The organism is Daejeonella sp. H1SJ63, assembly GCF_029360775.1.
Classification (GTDB): Bacteria; Bacteroidota; Bacteroidia; order Sphingobacteriales; family Sphingobacteriaceae; genus Daejeonella.
Genome location: NZ_JARKMZ010000039.1, coordinates 57,317 through 75,386 on the forward strand (window position 1 = coordinate 57,317; position 18,070 = coordinate 75,386).

Annotated in this window: 18 protein-coding genes; all 18 read left to right on the plus strand. The window is 39.4% G+C overall.

Annotated features, from left to right (window positions below; translation table 11 throughout):
- Positions 1–25 precede the first annotated feature (25 nt).
- Positions 26–1,144 (plus strand): alpha/beta fold hydrolase, encoded by a 1,119-nt coding sequence (locus tag P2W72_RS13885; RefSeq protein WP_276363678.1) that lies wholly within the window; start codon positions 26–28, stop codon positions 1,142–1,144.
- A gap of 90 nt (positions 1,145–1,234) precedes the next feature.
- On the plus strand, positions 1,235–2,320 hold the full coding sequence (locus P2W72_RS13890) for an alpha/beta fold hydrolase (protein ID WP_276363680.1): 1,086 nt from the start codon (positions 1,235–1,237) through the stop codon (positions 2,318–2,320).
- 7 nt (positions 2,321–2,327) lie between these two features.
- A complete protein-coding gene (locus P2W72_RS13895; protein WP_276363682.1) occupies positions 2,328–3,311 on the plus strand; it encodes an amidohydrolase family protein in 984 nt (327 codons plus the stop codon).
- A gap of 40 nt (positions 3,312–3,351) precedes the next feature.
- Entirely contained in the window at positions 3,352–4,725 is a 1,374-nt protein-coding gene (locus P2W72_RS13900) for a neutral/alkaline non-lysosomal ceramidase N-terminal domain-containing protein (protein ID WP_276363684.1), read from the plus strand.
- A gap of 119 nt (positions 4,726–4,844) precedes the next feature.
- Positions 4,845–5,573: a DUF1080 domain-containing protein gene (locus P2W72_RS13905; protein ID WP_276363687.1), complete on the plus strand. Its 729-nt coding sequence runs from the start codon at positions 4,845–4,847 to the stop codon at positions 5,571–5,573.
- Between the two features lie 24 nt (positions 5,574–5,597).
- The gene (locus P2W72_RS13910) at positions 5,598–7,004 is read left to right on the plus strand and encodes a putative oxidoreductase C-terminal domain-containing protein (RefSeq protein WP_276363690.1); all 1,407 of its coding nucleotides are present in this window, start codon (positions 5,598–5,600) and stop codon (positions 7,002–7,004) included.
- Between the two features lie 140 nt (positions 7,005–7,144).
- Positions 7,145–8,161, plus strand: coding sequence for an NAD(P)-dependent oxidoreductase (locus tag P2W72_RS13915; RefSeq protein WP_276363693.1), 1,017 nt, complete (start codon positions 7,145–7,147; stop codon positions 8,159–8,161).
- Positions 8,162–8,188: 27 nt separating this feature from the next.
- Complete coding sequence (locus P2W72_RS13920; RefSeq protein WP_276363695.1) at positions 8,189–9,250, plus strand: dihydrodipicolinate synthase family protein; 1,062 nt, start codon at positions 8,189–8,191, stop codon at positions 9,248–9,250.
- Positions 9,251–9,302: 52 nt separating this feature from the next.
- The gene (locus tag P2W72_RS13925; protein ID WP_276363697.1) at positions 9,303–10,670 is read left to right on the plus strand and encodes an enolase C-terminal domain-like protein; all 1,368 of its coding nucleotides are present in this window, start codon (positions 9,303–9,305) and stop codon (positions 10,668–10,670) included.
- A 299-nt stretch (positions 10,671–10,969) separates the two neighbouring features.
- Complete coding sequence (locus tag P2W72_RS13930; RefSeq protein WP_276363700.1) at positions 10,970–11,563, plus strand: DUF4255 domain-containing protein; 594 nt, start codon at positions 10,970–10,972, stop codon at positions 11,561–11,563.
- On the plus strand, positions 11,560–12,738 hold the full coding sequence (locus P2W72_RS13935) for a hypothetical protein (RefSeq protein ID WP_276363703.1): 1,179 nt from the start codon (positions 11,560–11,562) through the stop codon (positions 12,736–12,738). Before P2W72_RS13930 ends, P2W72_RS13935 begins: the two co-directional genes overlap by 4 nt.
- Before the next feature lie 14 nt (positions 12,739–12,752).
- Positions 12,753–14,195, plus strand: a complete 1,443-nt coding sequence (locus tag P2W72_RS13940; protein WP_276363706.1) for a phage tail sheath C-terminal domain-containing protein — start codon at positions 12,753–12,755, stop codon at positions 14,193–14,195.
- 40 nt (positions 14,196–14,235) lie between these two features.
- A complete protein-coding gene (locus P2W72_RS13945; protein WP_276363709.1) occupies positions 14,236–14,664 on the plus strand; it encodes a phage tail protein in 429 nt (142 codons plus the stop codon).
- A 37-nt stretch (positions 14,665–14,701) separates the two neighbouring features.
- Positions 14,702–15,157: a phage tail protein gene (locus P2W72_RS13950; protein WP_276363711.1), complete on the plus strand. Its 456-nt coding sequence runs from the start codon at positions 14,702–14,704 to the stop codon at positions 15,155–15,157.
- A 1-nt stretch (position 15,158) separates the two neighbouring features.
- Positions 15,159–15,332, plus strand: a complete 174-nt coding sequence (locus P2W72_RS13955; protein ID WP_276363712.1) for a DUF5908 family protein — start codon at positions 15,159–15,161, stop codon at positions 15,330–15,332.
- Complete coding sequence (locus P2W72_RS13960) at positions 15,329–16,018, plus strand: LysM peptidoglycan-binding domain-containing protein (protein WP_276363713.1); 690 nt, start codon at positions 15,329–15,331, stop codon at positions 16,016–16,018. The genes P2W72_RS13955 and P2W72_RS13960 overlap by 4 nt, the downstream gene beginning before the upstream one ends.
- 1 nt (position 16,019) lies before the next feature.
- Positions 16,020–17,768, plus strand: a complete 1,749-nt coding sequence (vgrG, locus tag P2W72_RS13965; RefSeq protein ID WP_276363714.1) for a type VI secretion system tip protein VgrG — start codon at positions 16,020–16,022, stop codon at positions 17,766–17,768.
- A gap of 6 nt (positions 17,769–17,774) precedes the next feature.
- Positions 17,775–18,065, plus strand: coding sequence for a PAAR domain-containing protein (locus tag P2W72_RS13970; protein ID WP_276363717.1), 291 nt, complete (start codon positions 17,775–17,777; stop codon positions 18,063–18,065).
- Positions 18,066–18,070: the final 5 nt, after the last annotated feature.

Consider the following 18,070-nt stretch of genomic DNA (forward strand, 5'->3'; position numbering starts at 1 on the left):
AGAGAGAGCTGACAAAATTCCTATTATGAGAACCATTCTGAATTATCCTGTTTATCTGTTACTGTTTACAGGCCTTTTTTTTAATACAACAGCTGTAGTTGCAGACCACAAAGTTTATACTTCCGGCGATAAGGAAATTGGGTTTAACTCAGTTGATCCTGATAAATTTTCATCTCATTTAAGAAAGAGAATCCTGAAGAATATGGAGAAGGTAATGGGGAAATTACCTGATCGTAAAAATCTACCAGATTTGGATATTAAAATAACTGATAGCCTTAAGGATAATGGTTTCACACGCTATTCTCTGAATTTTGCTACCGCTGAAAATGAAAGACTGACGGTTTATCTGTATGTTCCTAATCAAAGAGGAACGATCAAAAGACTTCCCGCAATGCTGGTTTTACATGGAACCCATGAATTGGGCAAAGGTGTTGTTGACGGTCAGGGGACCCGGCCGAACCGTGCACATGCACGTGAGCTTGCCCAACGAGGTTATGTTGTAATTGCACCGGATTATCCAGGTTTTGGTGAATTAAAAGATTATAATTTTGAAACTGACCGTTACCAATCTGGTACAATGCTGGCAATTTTTAATCATATGCGTTGCGTTGATCTGCTTCAGAGCAGGGCAGATGTTGATCCGGATAGGATTGGAGTAATAGGTCATTCATTAGGAGGACATAACTCTATGTTTGTTGCGGCATTCGATGATCGGCTGAAAGTAACGGTATCAAGCTGCGGATGGACTCAGTTTGAAAATTATGATATCGGGGAGGCCGGAAGCAAAAGGTATGGTGGGAAATTGGGGCCATGGGCTCAGGACAGGTATATGCCTCTGGTCAGAACGAAGTATAATCTTGATGCTGCAAAACTTCCATTTAACTTTAGTGATGTTATTTCTGCTATTGCACCCCGGGCTTTCTTCTCAGTGTCTCCCCTGAATGACAGCAATTTCAATCTGGCTGGGGTAAAAAAGGGTATAGCAATTGCAAAAAAGGCCTATGAACAACTTGGGGCAGAAGAAATGATACAGATCAGATATCCTGATGCCGAACATGATTTTCCGGTTGAAAGCAGAAAAGAAGCCTATGTATTTATTGATAAGATTTTGCAATTTACACCCGGAAGTACAGAGCTGAAGTGATCTTTTAGGGGAGTTATTAAAGACAGATTTACCCTATTTTAATTATTGATTTTATTCAACTTACCAGAAGATATTTTAATGGATTATTTAATGCTAAATTTCAGGAAAGTCATAATTCTTTGCTTACTGATTCCTGTAATCGGGTTCGCTCAGGATAATAATGCAGGTCAAAAAGCACTTTACGGCAATCATTCAGGAACACACGAAAAGCACAGAAAAGCTATTCTCAGGAATATGGAAGAAGTAATGGGTAAATTACCCTCAAGAGACCGTATTCGTATATCTGATATCAATATTTTAGATAGCCTTAAAGAAAAAACCTTTACCCGCTATAATATTTTATTTACCGTAGCCGCAAATGAAACTTTGCCTGTATATCTTTATGTACCTCATAGTTCAGCCGGAGGAAAGAAGCTTCCGGCTATGCTGGTTCTGCACGAAACAGATAATCTGGGCAGAAAAGCGGTCGACGGACAAGCAAATAAACCTAACAGAGCACATGCCAGAGAGCTTGCAGAGCGGGGATACGTGGTAATTGCACCTGATTTTCCAAGCTTTGGGGAAACGGCTGATTATAATTTTGAAACAGACAGATATGACTCTGGTACGATGAAGGGTATTTTTAATCATATGCGTTGCATTGATCTGCTGCAAAGTAAATCCTATGTAGATCCTGAACGTATAGGAGTAATCGGACACTCTCTGGGTGGTCATAATTCAATTTTTGTTGCAGCATTTGATTCCAGAATTAAAGTAGCTGTAAGCAGTTGCGGATGGACACAATTTGAATACTACAGCATTGGAGAAGCTGCTGAAAAGAGATACGGTGGACGGCTTGGTCCATGGGCTCAGACCAGATATATGCCATTCATGAAGTCAAAGTTTGATCTTGATGGGGATCGTATTCCTTTCAATTTTGACAAAGCTATTGCAGCAATCGCTCCAAGAGCATTTTTCTCAGTTTCACCAATCCATGATTCGAACTTTGATTATAAAGGAGTTAAAGCCGGAATAGCACTGGTCGGACCTGTTTATAAGTCACTCGGGGCCTCTGATCAATTACAGGTCAGGTATCCTGATGCAGAGCATGACTTTCCTGTAGAAAGCCGAAAAGAGGCTTATGCATTCATAGATAAAATACTCAGTCATAAACCTGAGAACACAATAGTTAAATAATTTAATTATGAGCATTAAAAATTATTCAAGACGAGAATTTCTGATAAAGAATTCAGTTGCAGGTTTGGGAACTGTATTATCTATGGGTATGATGCCATCATTGCTTGCAATGACCAAAAATGATGATTTGAGAAATCAGGCAGAACCGATCATAGATATTCATCAGCATACTGATTATAGCGGCAGAAGTAACGATTTGGTTCTTGCTCACCAAAGAGCAATGGGAGTAACTACAACTATATTGCTTCCTTCCGGTCGTCCTTTGGCTTATGGATCAACCTATTACGGCTACAGTAACGGACTTCAGGCTGGTGCAACTGGTAATGAAGTGTGTTATGAATTTGCCCAAAAGCATCCCGGAGAATTTGTATCGGGTGCAAATGAAGTTCCGGATATGCCAGGTGCAATTGAGGAGATTGAGAAATATCTGAAAAAGGGAGCTCCGGTTATCGGCGAATTAAAATTCGGTCTGGATTGCGATTCTGCAGCAATGCAAGCTATTTATGAGCTCGCTCAGTCTTACAATGTTCCGGTTCTGATGCACTGGCAATATAACATATACAACAGGGGCTTTGATCGGTTTCATGCTATGCTTAAGAAATATCCAAAAGTGAATTTTATCGGGCATGCGCAAACCTGGTGGGCCAATATTGATAAAGCACATACAGATCAAAATATTTTGTATCCCAAAACCAGGGTTACAACGGGAGGGTTAACTGACAGACTATTGAGCGAATACCCAAATCTATATGGTGATTTTTCTGCAGGATCTGGATTGGGTTCATTGACCAGAGACGAAGAACAGGCCTCAAAATTTATTGAACGCCATCAGGATAAACTACTTTTTGGAAGCGATTGTTCAGATAAAATCGGTTCAGGAAAAACATGCCTTGGAGCGAATATCATTACAGCCATCAAGAGAATATCATCTTCAAAAGCAATTGAGCGCAAAGTACTTTACGGGAATGCAAAAAGTTTATTTAAACTTTAATTTATCAACCAATACTTATAGAAAATAAATTAAACACAGAATGAAAATTTCAATAATCAGTCTAACCACTGCAGTATTATTATTTATTACATCCGGCTCTAAAGCTCAGAATTCATCAGTCAATTACAAGTGGAAAGCCGGAGTAGCGAAAGTTAACATTACACCTGCTGATCCAATGCCAATGGCCGGGTTTGCTTCAAGAACTCATGATTCTGAAGGGAAATTACATGATATCTGGGTAAAGGCACTGGCAATTGAAGATGCCAAAGGCAAAAAAGCCGTAATGGTTAGTAGCGACCTGCTTGGATTTCCAAAGATTGTGTCAGACAAGATCAGAGACCGTATTAAAACCAGTTTTGGTTTAGGTCGCGATCAGATTCTTCTGAACAGTTCTCATACCCATTCTGGTCCGGTGATTGGTGATGCACTTACTGATGTCTATCTGCTGGATGATAAACAAAGGAAAAGTATTATTAGTTATACAGCAATTCTTGAGGATCAGGTAGTAAAAGTGGTTGGTGATGCATTGAAAAATCTGGAACCTGCCGAGTTGTTCTCTCAGAACGGTGTGGTAAGATTTCAGGTAAATCGCCGTAATAATCCAGCAAATTTACTGACTCAGTTAACAGAACTTCAGGGGCCTAATGATTATGCAGTACCTGTTATTAAAGTTGTTAATGCTAAGGGTGATCTTAAAGCAATTTCTTTCGGATATGCCTGTCATCCAACTGTATTGAGTGGTTATGAATGGTCAGGTGATTACCCTGGATACGCTCAGGTCGAACTTGAGCAGGATCATCCGGGTACAGTAGCATTATTCTTCCAGAGTTCTGGTGCTGATCAGAATCCGCTGCCACGTCATACTGTTCCTCTTGCAAAACAATATGGCAGAGAACTTGCAGCAGCAGTAGATCGTGTTCTTGAAGAAGAAATGAATAAAATACCTTCTAACCTGGTAACCAGCTATTCTGAAGTAGTATTGCCTTTGGATAAAACTCCAACAGCTGATGACCTGACTAAGTTTATAAGTAAATCAACCGTTCCATATCAAAAAAGATGGGCAGAACGTCATTTAAATAAATTAAAGGCAGGAGAGAAGTTAATTGATTCCTATCCTTTTCCTGTTCAGGTTTGGTCGATAGGTAATCTTCCCCTGGTAAGTTTAGGAGGGGAGTTATTAATGGAGTATGGAATTAAAGTAAAACAAATGCTCGGCGAGAATACATTTGTTTACGGATATTCAAATGATGTTATGAATTATGTTCCTTCTTCACTGGTGTTAAAGCAGGGTGGATATGAAGGCGAAGCACATACCGTATATGGTTTACCCGCAAAATGGCAGGTAGGGGTTGAAACCCGTATTCTTAATGAAGTGATTAAGCTTTCTGAGAAAACAGGCTTGATAAAAAAATAATTTCACAAAAATAAAGCAGCTGTTTATTCTGATACAGCTGCTTTATTTTTTATTTAAAACTAGATTCTGTCGTTTTATTTTTAATCTTATATATTTACGTGTACGTTAACGCAATCAAAATGATTAGGTTTTTGTCTTTGATATTTTTACTCCTGGCCGGAATAAAGGTATCTGCATCTGAAGGTTCTGGATTGGAGCCTGATTTAAAATCCAATAAGCCGCCTAAAGGCGAATGGATCAGTTTGTTTGATGGCAAGAGTCTGAATGGCTGGCATCTTTTTAACCGGAAAGGTGTTGAGATCAGAAGCTGGAAAGTGGAAGATGGATCGCTGGTTTGTTTAGGTGCTAAAGGTCCAAGTGGTTCGGGAGATATTATCTCTGACCGCTCATTTGAAAATTTCGAACTGAAATGGGAATGGAAGGTAGATAAAGGGAGTAATAGTGGTGTTTTTTATCATATTGTTGAAGCTCCCAAATATAAAAGGGCAATTGAGACCTCGCCTGAATATCAGATTATTGATGATATTAATTTCCCTGCTAAACTTGAAGAATCTCAGAAAGCCGGGGCTGATTATGGAATGTATATCCCATCAGATAAGAAGAAGCTAATGCCGGTAGGTGAATGGAATACCAGCCGTATCATATTTAATAAGGGTAAAGTGGAATACTGGCTGAACGGTATCAGAATTATAAAGTTCAGAGCCTGGAGTGAAGATTGGCATAAGCTTAAAAACGAAGGAAAGTGGAAAGATTATCCTGATTATGGCTTATCTAAAGATGGCAGGATAGGTTTACAGGATCATGGTAATAAGGCCTATTTTAGGAATATTCTAATTCGCGAATTATAAATTTAAGTATAACAAATTGATTCTATGAATACCCAACAACTATTTTCAAATGGCAGGAGTTTCTTTATGAGCCTTGGTCTGGCATCTTTCTTGTTATCAGTGAACAGCTGTGGCAATAAGCAGGCATCTACAGAAAAGAAAGATGAAAAAATACGGATCATAACTCTCGATCCGGGACATTTTCATGCAGCTCTATTACAGAAGTCAATGTACAATGAAATCGATTCTGTAGTTCATGTTTATGCACCTGATGGTACTGAACTAGATAATCATATGAAGCTGGTTGAGAGTTATAATACCAGAAATGAAAATCCTACTGCCTGGAAACACGAAATTTACCGTGGTGCAGATTATCTGGAAAAAATGTTCAGTGATAAGGCCGGGAATGTGGTAATTATTTCAGGAAACAATAAGCTCAAAACAAATTATATCAGCCGGTCAATTGATTCGGGTTTGAATGTTCTGGCTGATAAGCCATTAGCTATAAATCAGGAAGGGTTCAAATCGCTTGAAAAAGCATTTTCTGCAGCTAAGGATAAGAATGTTCTTTTATATGATATCATGACAGAGCGTTTTAATGTTTACTATGTATTGCAAAGGGCATTAAGTCAGGATACTACATTCTTTGGAGCTTTAGAGAAAGGTACTCCGGATAATCCGGCAGTTGAACAACGCAGCGTTCATCATTTTTACAAGAATGTATCCGGCAAGCCACTTGTAAGACCCGCCTGGTTTTTTGATGTTGAGCAGGAGGGGCGTGGTTTGGTTGATATTACAACCCATATGGTAGACCTGATACAGTGGGGATGCTTCCCGGATATTACACTTGATTATAAAAAAGACATCAATATGATCTCTGCCAGAGAGTGGTCAACTCAACTAAGCCTTGAACAGTTTCAGAAATCAACTTTGAAGGATAAATTCCCTGATTATTTGACTAAATACATCAAAGACGGCAAGCTTAACGTGATGTCGAATGGCGAAATGAATTATAGCATTAAAGGGGTGCACGCAAGGGTTGGTATTCAGTGGAATTATGAAGCTCCGGCAGGTACGGGTGATACCCACTTTGCCAGAATGCGTGGAACTAAGGCCAATATCCTGATTAAGCAGGGTAAAGAGCAGAATTACAAGCCGGTAGTATATCTGGAAGTTCCGGGTAAAGAAGCTGATGCAGAAACTAAGGTAAAATCTGCAATTGATGCCTTGCAGGCGAAATGGCCGGGTGTTTCATTTAAGAAGTCAGGAAATTTATGGGAAGTAATTATTCCTGAAAAATACAAGGTGCCACATGAAGAGCATTTCGCAGAAGTAGTGAAAAACTATCTGAACTATATCAAGGGAGGCAAATTGCCTGATTGGGAAATACCAAATATGCTGGCAAAGTACTATACAACTACTAAAGCTGCAGAAATAGCAAAAGGCAAATAACAGATGCCAATTGATTGAACAATTTTGTTAAGATAGTCTACTTTATACATAGAATAGTTTTGTAATTTTCAACTTTCGGTGCAGGTTGTTTAATTAATTCCGGCAACGATTTTTAATGATTTTTTTAATAATATACAAAAATGACTGAATTAGAAGCACTAGAACAAGAGTTATTGAAGCCAACGGATGCATTGATAAATGATATCACCAGGATCGAAGGAGATATAATTCTATTGGGTGTAGGTGGTAAAATGGGGCCGGGTATGGCTAAACTTGCCCGCAGAGCGATAGAACGTGCTGGAATCAATAAAAGAATTATCGGAGTTTCACGTTTCTCTGAAGCCGGAACACGCGAAGAGCTTGAAGCAGATGGTATTGAAACTATTTCAGCAGATTTGCTGAACGAAAAAGATCTTGCAGCATTGCCTGATGCACCGAATATTTTATATCTGGCCGGAACCAAATTTGGTACAACAGGTAAAGAATCTTTTACCTGGGCTATGAATTCATATTTACCCGGACGTGTAGCTGAAAGGTATAAGAATTCACGAATTGTAGCATTTTCTACCGGTAATGTTTATCCATTTACTCCAATTGGTTCGGGTGGCCTTTCTGAAGAACATACTCCTGCGCCGGTAGGTGAATACGGACAATCATGTTTGGGAAGAGAACGTATTTTTCAGTACTTCTCAGAGAGGTATCAAATTCCGACTCTGATCTATCGTTTAAACTATGCCATAGATCTTCGTTATGGAGTGCTTCTTGAAATTGCAAAATCTGTGAATGAGGGTAGACCAATTGATCTGACTACCGGAAATGTGAATGTAATCTGGCAGGGTGATGCCAATGAAATAGCAATCCGCTCATTACTTCATTGCCAGGTTCCTGCTAACATTCTGAATGTTACCGGACCTGAAACTTTATCGGTGAAGTGGCTGGCAGAACAATTCGGAATTCTAATGAATAAAGAACCCTTATTCGTTAATGAAGCTCAACCTAATGCTCTTTTGAACAATGCTTCAAAGGCACATAAATTGTTTGGATATCCGCGGGTAAGTGTCCGTGAGATGATTGAAATGACTAATTCATGGCTACAGGGTGGCGGAAAAACGATTAATAAACCAACACATTTTCAGGAGAGAAAAGGTCAGTTCTAATTTTATTGAAGCTTAATCGATTAATATATGTCATCAAAAACATTGGATCCGGTTCTTAAGAATATACTGCATAGTGGAACAGTTATTCCTGCAATTCCATTAGCATTAAACTCTTCCAGACAGTTTGACGAGGCCCGTCAGAGAGGTTTGGCGAGATATTATCTGGCTACAGGTGCAGGAGGACTTGCAGTGGCAGTGCATTCAACACAGTTCGAAATCAGGGATCCTGAAGTAAATTTATTTGAAACTGTTTTAAGAGTTGTTTCTGAAGAGCTGGATACAGCAAATGCCGGAGGACGTCCCTTTATTAAGGTTTCCGGTCTCTGCGGCCCAACTGCTCAGGCTGTGAAGGAAGCTGAAACCGCCTTAAAATATGGATATGATCTTGGCTTATTAAGCATGGGTGGATTGCAGGGATGGACTGAAAAGGATATCCTGCAAAGAGTTAGGGATGTAGCAGCGGTAATGCCTGTTATTGGATTTTATCTTCAACCTTCTGTCGGAGGCAGAATTTTTACATATGATTTCTGGCAGGAATTTGCAGAAATAAAAAATATTGAGGCAATTAAAGTTGCTGCTTTTAATCGGTATCAAACTCTCGATGTGGTAAGGGCGGTTTGTGCATCTTCAAGATGTAACGAGATCGATCTTTATACAGGAAATGACGATAATATCATTCCTGATCTTTTGACCAAATATAGCTTTGATATTAATGGTAAAAAGGTCGAAAAGGAGTTTGTAGGTGGTTTGCTGGGGCATTGGGCTGTTTGGACCAGAAAAGCGGTAGAGCTATTGGAAGAGATTAAGGAATGTAAGGTTAATGGCAATAAAGATATAGCCGATTTATTAACCAAAGGTATAGAGGTTACTGATATGAATGCTGCGATCTTTGATCCGGCACATAATTTCCACGGTTGTATTCCCGGAATTCATGAAGTATTACGCAGGCAGGGACTACTTGAGGGGCGCTGGTGTTTAAATCCTCATGAAGAACTTTCACAAGGACAGATGGAGGAGATCGATAGAGTATGCAAAGCTTATCCTCATTTAATTGATGACGATTTTGTAAAGCAGTTACTGCAGGCATAAAAATCAAACTAAGATATTCCCGGTTAATCTGATTATCCGGGAATTTTATTTTATGGACAGAAGAAAATTTGTGAAAGCAGCAGGCTTGATGGCTGCATACAGCTCAGTTGGTTTACGTGCGGCTTCATCCGGCATGTCTAAAATGATTAGAATTGTTAAGACTGATTCTGCATTTGAACGTGAAAAACTGATTCGTCCATTTGGTTTCAAAGGAGGATATCTTACTGAACTTTGGCAGGTAGTATCAAGATTACAGTCTTCTTCAGGTATCAGTAAAACCGGCATATCCACTCAAAGTGTACTTTATGGTGATGCAGATCTTTTTGCCAGTCATTCTGAAGCAGAAGGGAATGCAATTATGTACTCTCTGGTAAACAGAATATCAGACATTGTCAGGCAGACTCCTTTTCAGAACCCGGTCGATCTGGTTGATAATATACTCCCTGAGCTTATTGTGCAGGGGAAGCAAATAACCGGTAAACGCGATCTGAACATTAATTTTATATATAATGCTTTGGTCAGTATTGATAATGCTGCCTGGCTGGTTTATGCTGCCGAAAACAAAGTGAACAGTTTTGAAAGCATGATTCCAAAGGAATATCAGAAGGCTTTATCTCACCGTAATGATAAGATTGCCATTATGTTTCAGATTCCATACGGTATGCCTGTTCAGGAGATGATTCATGCGGCAAAACAAGGTTATTTTGTTTTTAAAATAAAAACCGGTGCACCCGGTACTCAATCAGAGATGCTTGAGGCTGATATGACTCGTTTAAGCCTCATCCATCAGACCTTAAAAGATCTTCGTACAGATCAGACCGGTGATGGTAAATTGATTTATACGATGGACTCCAATGCGAGGTATCAGAAGAAAGAAACATTGCTCAGATACCTTGATCATGCCCGTAAGATAGGAGCATATGATCAGATCCTGCTCATTGAAGAGCCTCTTGAGGAGCAAAATGAAGAATACCTTGGTGATGTAGGGATAAGAATTGGAGCGGATGAGAGTGTTCATGATGAAGAATCTGCCATCAGGAGGCTGGATCAGGGCTATAATGTAATGGTACTAAAGGGCATAGCTAAAACCCTGAGCCTCTCAGTTAAAATTGCTTCATTGGCAGCTGAGCGTAATGTGCCATGTATGTGTGCAGACCTCACAGTGAATCCTATCCTGGTTGATTGGCATAAGAATTTAGCAGCTCATCTTGTACCATTCCCTGTTATCAATATGGGATTAATGGAAACGAATGGCGACATGAATTATGTTAACTGGACTAATATGTTGAGTTATAATCCTGCGGCCGGTGCATCATGGACTGATCGAAAGAATGGTGTATTTGAGCTTTCTGATGACTTTTATAAGAGAAGCGGAGGGATTTATGAGTCATCTGCTCATTATGATGGGTTATTTATGTGATAAAAACACATTTATTAAAACAGTCATCATTTTAAAAATAAGAAATGAAAAATAATATTTCTTTTGATTTTAAATAAAAAATTCTAAATTGGTATAAGAATCTGAATTATACTCTCTCAACGGTTAGCTGAATTTACTCTCTCAACAATTAGCTGGATTATCGCTCTCAACGATAATTAAATTTTCTCTCTCAATTTATCTAAACAGGTGCACCTTAATAAGTGAATGTAAGTAGATCTTTCTTTCAGGGATAGAGATATTAAGAACTGTACCGTTTATCTAAGGCTTAACTAATTGGCATGATAAACGAAACGTTAAAGTTCATTTCAGATGAGGTGAATTCCTACCTCTCTTTAAAGCTTGGTATAAATACCGATCCAAGACTTATTCTGGGTAATATATCCAGAGCAATGGATAATGATGTCCCGGGTGTTAATTCACTTGCAAACAGAGCTATCCTTTCTTTAGTCAATGTTGAGGAAGACCGTGTTGCCAGGCAACAAGAAAATTATGTTAAAACGGATTCAGGAATAACGTATAAAAATCCGCCGACTTACATTAACCTCTACATCTTATTTGCAGTAAATCGTACCGAATACACCGATTCTTTAAAATGGCTGGCTTACATTATCCAGTTTTTTCAATATCAGAATGTATTTACCCCAATCAGTCATCCGGCATTAGATGAAAAAATAGAAAAGCTTATTGTGGATCTGTATACGCTCAATTTCGAACAGATTAACCATCTGTGGAGCACGATGGGCGGGAAGTATATTCCTTCAGTTTTATATAAAGTAAGGCAAATTACCATTAATGAAGATGCTGTGGTTTCGGGTGGCGGACTGATTACTGAAATTAATAATCAGGCTAAATCTAAACTCGTGGTATCATGAACCTGCGGTATAAAATACTTTTTAGCATTGAGGTCAGGCATGACTATTATACCGATACCCGGTGTAATGATTTTGAGATAAGCCCCTCAGGAGAAACTGCTTCTGTTTTAAAAGGGCAGGGAATGTTATTTAAAATGGTCGGTAATAAGCTGATTGTACTGCTTAGAGTAGATGAAAGTGATAAACCACTGAGTGATTTCAGTAAAAGCGGGAAATTGACTTTTTTTATGAAGCTGACCAATCCGTATTTCAATAATTTTACTAACCTGGATTATCATCCCTCTGAACCCCGGAAATATTATTTCAGTAATGCAAATCAGTCAAAGGTTGGATCCGACCTTTATCTCAATTCAAAAATTCCGGTTTATAATAACACAAACGATTATCCGATAGGGACACTTGCCTCTAACGTGTCTGATACTGTTTTTGAAGCGATAAAACCCAGCAGTAATTCCTCCAAGCGTCCATTGACTAATAAGGATTACTGGATGAACAGAGGGAAAATACAATATGTAAATTCTAATGATCTTGTTGAAGTTACCCCATTCGTATATTTATTTAATACCATTAGTGATACCGATTTTACAGTTAATATATACGGGCTGAACCCTAACACCGGGGCCTATGATATTCAGGTGACCAATACTGTAAATCTTAGTTTTTCAAGTTTTCAAACCTCGGTACCTGTTCGCCTTGAGAAGCTGCCAAAGGGTTATTATAGAATAGAAATTAATGGCGAAAGCCGGTATGTATATACAGACAGTGATGCCGTTTACAATAATATATTTGGCATCATAGAAATCTTTAATTTTCTGCCTGCTTCCAATGCCTTCGCTTTATTTAACGGATCAGGTACGGCTAATGGCTCCTTGTTTACTATCCGTTTTCCTAACAGGTTGCTTATCTGGAAATATATTGCACGAAGCAATGATGTTGTATCAGTTAGCGACAGTCGCCCCCCGCCACATAAATTATCATTCATTCCTCAGGCGGGTAATGAATTTGTATCTGCAAAGCCGGTACCTATTAGTCAAAAGCCCCTGAAAACATTATCTCTGGAATCTACTGCACTTGGTAACATATCAGCGATAGCTAATCCGGGCACGGATCGGCTTGGAACAATTGAAATCGATGGAGATGCTTATTACAGTGCAGAAGTGCATTTAAATTATTAACTAAAAATAAGAACATGGCAACATCTTACAGATCACCCGGTGTTTATATTGAGGAAATACCGAAGCTCCCACCATCTGTGGCGCAGGTAGAAACAGCTATTCCTGTTTTCATAGGCTACACAGTCCGAAGTGGCATAGAGGGAACGCCACTTTCCACAGCTGTTATTGATGCAATAACAGTGTCGGAAGCAAAGCGAATCACATCATTGCTGGAGTATGAAACTTACTTTGGTACAGGTGTTAATGAAACATTCAGTGTAAAGATTGAAGAATCCTATACAGCAGGGACTCCACCGGTTTTAAAAAAGCGTGTAGTTACAGCATCAGTACCAGCGCCATCCATACATACGATGTATTACCAGATGCAAATGTATTTTGCTAATGGCGGAGGGCCATGTTACATTATCAGTGTTGGAAATACCACTGCAGCTACAATTTCGAAAACAAATTTAATTGCCGGGCTTAAAATGTCCAGTCGGTATGATGAGCCTACACTGATCGTATTTCCTCAGGCCGTAAATATTTCAGGAGCCAGTGATGCCTATGATGTGTATGATTCCGCATTGATGGAGGCTGGTAAATTGCAGGATCGTTTTGTTGTCATGGATTGTCATGGAGATGATCCGGAAACTTTGCGTGCTGTTTCCGGAATAGGAACTACTGATCTCAAATATGGTGCAGCATATCATCCATTTTTGCGTACTTCCCTAAATTATCTGTATAGTCTTGATACACTAACAGTTATATGGAAAAGCGATAAAAATGACGATGGTGATTTAACTGATGCAGATGATAAAAATCTCCCTGCAGCTCCGTATAATACCTTGCCAACAGAATTACAATCTCTCGTAAAACTCGAAATGGATAAACAGAGGGTTGTTTTATCACCATGCAGTACAGTGGTGGGTGTTTACGCCTTGGTTGACAGCACCAGAGGTGTTTGGAAAGCTCCCGCTAATGTTAGCCTTAATATGGTTTCAGGCCTAACAAAGCAGATTACTGAGGAGGCGCAGGGAAGTTTAAACATTGATTCAGTTGCAGGTAAATCAATAAATGTAATACGGGCCTTTACCGGAAGGGGAATTTTAATATGGGGGGCCAGAACCTTAGCCGGTAACGATAATGAGTGGAGATATATTCCGGTTCGTCGCTTCTTTAACATGGTCGAAGAGAGCTGTAAAAATGCTTCCGGAGGTTTTGTTTTCGAGCCCAATGACTCGAATACCTGGGTTAAAGTTCAGGGTATGCTGGAGAACTTCCTGGTTACATTATGGAGACAAGGTGCATTGCAGGGTGCCAAACCTGAACATGCATTTTATGTTTCTGTTGGCCTAAACAAAACAATGTCTGCTTTAGATATTCTGGAAGGCAGAATGATTGTTGAAATAGGTTTGGCAGTTGTAAGACCAGCAGAATTTATAATTCTGCGTTTCAGTCATAAAATGGCAGAAAGTTGATTTTAATTATAAATAATTTAATCTGTTTAAAAAGCACATTATGGCAACATATCCTCTTCCCAAGTTCCACTTCCTTGTTCAATGGGGTGGTAAACGTATCGGTTTTTCTGAAGTAACAGGATTAGATATACAAATTGAACCCATAGAATACCGGGAGGGGTCCAGTCCTCAGTATTCAAAAATAAAAATGCCCGGAATGCAAAAATCAAGTAACATTACGCTCAAACGCGGAACCGTTGCTGGTGATAAAGAGTTTTATACCTGGATAAAAACGGTAAATCTGAATACCATAGAACGCAGGGACTTAACCATTTCTCTTTTAAATGAAAATCATGAACCCGTTATCAGCTGGAAAGTAATGAATGCTTTTCCGATTAAGGTACAAGCCAGCGATTTGAAAGCAGATGGTAATGAAGTAGCTATTGAGACCATTGAGCTGGCTCATGAAGGCCTTGATATCATGAATTAGTGCAAGTTTTTGGTTTTTAATAACATACTCATTCACCATGGCTAAAGTACCAACAGCCGGCGGATATTATCCTCCGGTGGGTTTTCATTTTAAGGTAGAATTTGTAGGTATAGGCAACGATAACGACGTGCGCTTTCAATCTGTTGCAGGCCTTAGTTTAGAATATGATACCGAATCTTATAAAGAGGGAGGAGAGAACAGGTTTGAACATAAGTTGCCTTTAAGAACCAAGTATCCGGATCTTTCTTTAAAGCGTGGTATGCTTACAGATTCTAAAGTAATTAAATGGTGTTTGGATGCTCTGCAAAACAGGGATTTTAAACCTGTACAAATTAATATCAGTTTGCTTAATGAAGAGCATCAGCCCTTAAAAACATGGAATGTATATAATGCATGGCCAAAGAAATGGTCGGTTTCCGATTTTAATTCGCAGGATAATTCGATAGTAATTGAAACGCTTGATCTGAGTTATAACTATTTCACACTGAACTGATATGTCACTTGAGATAAAAGAACTGAACATACGGGTTACTGTTAACCAGCCGCAGCCAGAAAGTGATTCGGCCGCTGTTGCCCTGAGCCAGGCTGACAAGCCGGATAATGAGGCTTTAATTCAGCAATGCATTGAGCAGGTAATCGAAATTTTTAACAACAAAAATGAAAGATGATGGCACAGGGAAAGCTCGAAAAAATAAAAATACTGGCTTATAATAATCCTGATTATGCTGATAGCCATAAGATAGGCGATACGTTTACTGCCATGGTAAATCCGGAAACCTACGTGCTGGATTATAAAGTTGAGTTTACAGAAGGCCAGGGAACAGGGACAAGTGCAGCAACACAGCGGTTTAATGTAAAAAAGCCTGAAGAAATGGCCTTCGAGTTTCTATTTGATTGTACAGGTATTATCAACGGAGAAAAAAAAGCAAGCATACATGAGGAGGTAGAGGCATTTAAGCAAATGCTGCTTGAATATGATAGCGCGTCGCATGAGCCGAAGCATTTCAAACTGGTTTGGGGAAATTTTATTTTCAAAGGGCGCTGTAATTCCTTAAGCATTACCTATAAGTTATTTAATCCGGATGGCAGTCCCATCAGGGCTATTTGCAAAGCCGGTTTTAAAGGTAGTGTTGAGGAGACCTTGCGGGTGGCAACAGAAAATCCTCAATCAGCTGATTTGACACATTATCGTACAGTAAAAATGGGCGATACTTTACCATTGATGTGTTATAATATTTATGGGGATTCGAAATACTATCTGCAGGTAGCCTGTGTTAATAAGCTTTACAATTTCAGGCATTTGATACAGGGTACAGAATTGTTTTTTCCCCCAATGGTAAAAACTCAGAATTAATATGCCTAATGAAAGAACGATCGCTTCTGATGAGCCTAAAAGTGTTTGTACATACACAATACTTTCAGAAGGGACTGAAGTGTCAAAAACCTATCATGTATTATCCATAATAGTGAGCAAAGAGATTAACCGGATTCCCTCTGCCACCCTCATAATACTGGATGGCGAACCCTCCAGGGGATCGTTTGATATTAGTAATAAAGATGATTTTGAACCTGGTAAAAGGTTAGAGATAAAAGCAGGTTACCGGAGTGATGAAGAAACAATTTTTAAGGGTATTGTTATTAAACACGGTATTAAACTCAGAAAAACAGCTTCGGTATTAATGGTTGAATGTAAAGATGAGGCTGTTAAAATGACCATAGCCGCTAAAAGTAAGTATTTCAAAGATGTAAAAGATAGCGAAGTTATAGAGGAGCTGATAAACTTACATGGAATAGAAAAGGATGTAGAAACAACACTCATTTCACACAAAGAAATTGTGCAGTACAATACAACAGATTGGGACATGATGTTATGCAGAATTGATGCAAATGGATTATTGTGTATTGCTGACGATGGTAAGTTAAGTATTGCTAAACCTGATTTTTCATCTGAACCGGTTTTGACAGTGCAATATGGAGCAACAGTGCATGATCTTGATGCTGAAATTGATGCCAGACTTCAGTTTAAATCAGTAAAGGCAAGTGCGTGGAATTCAACAGATCAGGAAATGCTTACCGGTGTTGAAGCAGAGGATCCCGGTGTGCCGGATACCGGAAATATTACAGCTGATACACTTGCGGATATATCGGGGGAGGAAAGTTTTCAATTACAGCACAGTGGTAAATTGAGCGAACAGGAACTTCAGCAATGGGCCAATGCTAAAATGCTCAAACATAAGCTGGCAAAAATAAGGGGTCGTGTTACTACCGACGGAACCGCAGCAGTTAAACCTGGAAAGATGTTTGAGTTAAAGGGGGTTGGTGAGCGTTTCGAGGGAAAATTGTTTGTAACGGGGGTTCGGCATCAGGTAGCTAAGGGCAATTGGCAAACTACCCTGCAATTTGGCATCAATCCCGAATGGTTTGTACAAACTTATCCGGTACAACAGCCATTAGCCGGTGCGCTGTTGCCTGCCATTCAGGGTTTGCAGATTGGTATAGTAACAAAACTGGAGGGCGATCCCGATGCTGAGGATCGCATTATGGTTCGTCTGCCTCATATTAATTCAGAGGATGAGGGGATTTGGAGCAGAATAAGCACTCTGGATGCAGGTAGTAACAGAGGAACTTTCTTCAGGCCTGAAATAGGAGATGAAGTTATTGTTGGGTTTATAAATAACGACCCGCGGCATGCTGTGATATTGGGTATGTGCAACAGCAGTAAAAATGCCGCACCATTAGAGACCAGTGATGATAATCATGAGAAAGGTTATGTATCCCGAAGTGGTATGAAAGTAATATTTAATGATGAAAAAAAGACGGTCTGCATTGAAACTCCTTCAGGGAATAAATTTCTTCTTTCCGAAGAAGATAAAGCCATAAAAATGGAAGATCAGCATGGAAATAAATTCAGCATGGATCAGGATGGGTTTAAAATAGAAAGTATCAAAGATATTGTGCTGAAAGCGGCAACAGATATAAAAGCAGAAGGGGTAAACATAAATTTAAAAGGAAGCGGAGGAGTTAAAGCTGAAGGTAGTTCAACAGCAGAAATATCTTCAGGAGGAAATACAACGGTTAAAGGATCGATTGTGAAAATTAATTAAGAATAAATGCCCGCAGCAGCAAGAGTTGGTGATATGCATGTTTGTCCGATGGTGACCGGAACGGTTCCTCATGTAGGAGGGCCGGTATTACCACCGGGTGCGGCAACAGTTTTGATTGGTGGTATGCCTGCCGCTTGTGTGGGTGATATGCTTACCTGTACCGGTCCGCCGGATACTATAGCTGCCGGTTCATCTACAGTTATGATTTGTGGAAAGCCTGCAGCAAGGATGGGAGATTCGGCAACACATGGCGGTTCAATAGTAGCAGGCTGTCCAACGGTAATAATTGGTGGTTAAATTTT

What these genes read in the sequence shown, in the direction of transcription:
- P2W72_RS13885 (WP_276363678.1), top strand. Translation starts at nt 26, where the DNA reads ATGAGAACCATTCTGAATTATCCTGTTTATCTGTTACTGTTTACAGGC.
- P2W72_RS13890 (WP_276363680.1), top strand. Translation starts at nt 1,235, where the DNA reads ATGCTAAATTTCAGGAAAGTCATAATTCTTTGCTTACTGATTCCTGTA.
- P2W72_RS13895 (WP_276363682.1), top strand. Translation starts at nt 2,328, where the DNA reads ATGAGCATTAAAAATTATTCAAGACGAGAATTTCTGATAAAGAATTCA.
- P2W72_RS13900 (WP_276363684.1), top strand. Translation starts at nt 3,352, where the DNA reads ATGAAAATTTCAATAATCAGTCTAACCACTGCAGTATTATTATTTATT.
- P2W72_RS13905 (WP_276363687.1), top strand. Translation starts at nt 4,845, where the DNA reads ATGATTAGGTTTTTGTCTTTGATATTTTTACTCCTGGCCGGAATAAAG.
- P2W72_RS13910 (WP_276363690.1), top strand. Translation starts at nt 5,598, where the DNA reads ATGAATACCCAACAACTATTTTCAAATGGCAGGAGTTTCTTTATGAGC.
- P2W72_RS13915 (WP_276363693.1), top strand. Translation starts at nt 7,145, where the DNA reads ATGACTGAATTAGAAGCACTAGAACAAGAGTTATTGAAGCCAACGGAT.
- P2W72_RS13920 (WP_276363695.1), top strand. Translation starts at nt 8,189, where the DNA reads ATGTCATCAAAAACATTGGATCCGGTTCTTAAGAATATACTGCATAGT.
- P2W72_RS13925 (WP_276363697.1), top strand. Translation starts at nt 9,303, where the DNA reads ATGGACAGAAGAAAATTTGTGAAAGCAGCAGGCTTGATGGCTGCATAC.
- P2W72_RS13930 (WP_276363700.1), top strand. Translation starts at nt 10,970, where the DNA reads ATGATAAACGAAACGTTAAAGTTCATTTCAGATGAGGTGAATTCCTAC.
- P2W72_RS13935 (WP_276363703.1), top strand. Translation starts at nt 11,560, where the DNA reads ATGAACCTGCGGTATAAAATACTTTTTAGCATTGAGGTCAGGCATGAC.
- P2W72_RS13940 (WP_276363706.1), top strand. Translation starts at nt 12,753, where the DNA reads ATGGCAACATCTTACAGATCACCCGGTGTTTATATTGAGGAAATACCG.
- P2W72_RS13945 (WP_276363709.1), top strand. Translation starts at nt 14,236, where the DNA reads ATGGCAACATATCCTCTTCCCAAGTTCCACTTCCTTGTTCAATGGGGT.
- P2W72_RS13950 (WP_276363711.1), top strand. Translation starts at nt 14,702, where the DNA reads ATGGCTAAAGTACCAACAGCCGGCGGATATTATCCTCCGGTGGGTTTT.
- P2W72_RS13955 (WP_276363712.1), top strand. Translation starts at nt 15,159, where the DNA reads ATGTCACTTGAGATAAAAGAACTGAACATACGGGTTACTGTTAACCAG.
- P2W72_RS13960 (WP_276363713.1), top strand. Translation starts at nt 15,329, where the DNA reads ATGATGGCACAGGGAAAGCTCGAAAAAATAAAAATACTGGCTTATAAT.
- vgrG (WP_276363714.1), top strand. Translation starts at nt 16,020, where the DNA reads ATGCCTAATGAAAGAACGATCGCTTCTGATGAGCCTAAAAGTGTTTGT.
- P2W72_RS13970 (WP_276363717.1), top strand. Translation starts at nt 17,775, where the DNA reads ATGCCCGCAGCAGCAAGAGTTGGTGATATGCATGTTTGTCCGATGGTG.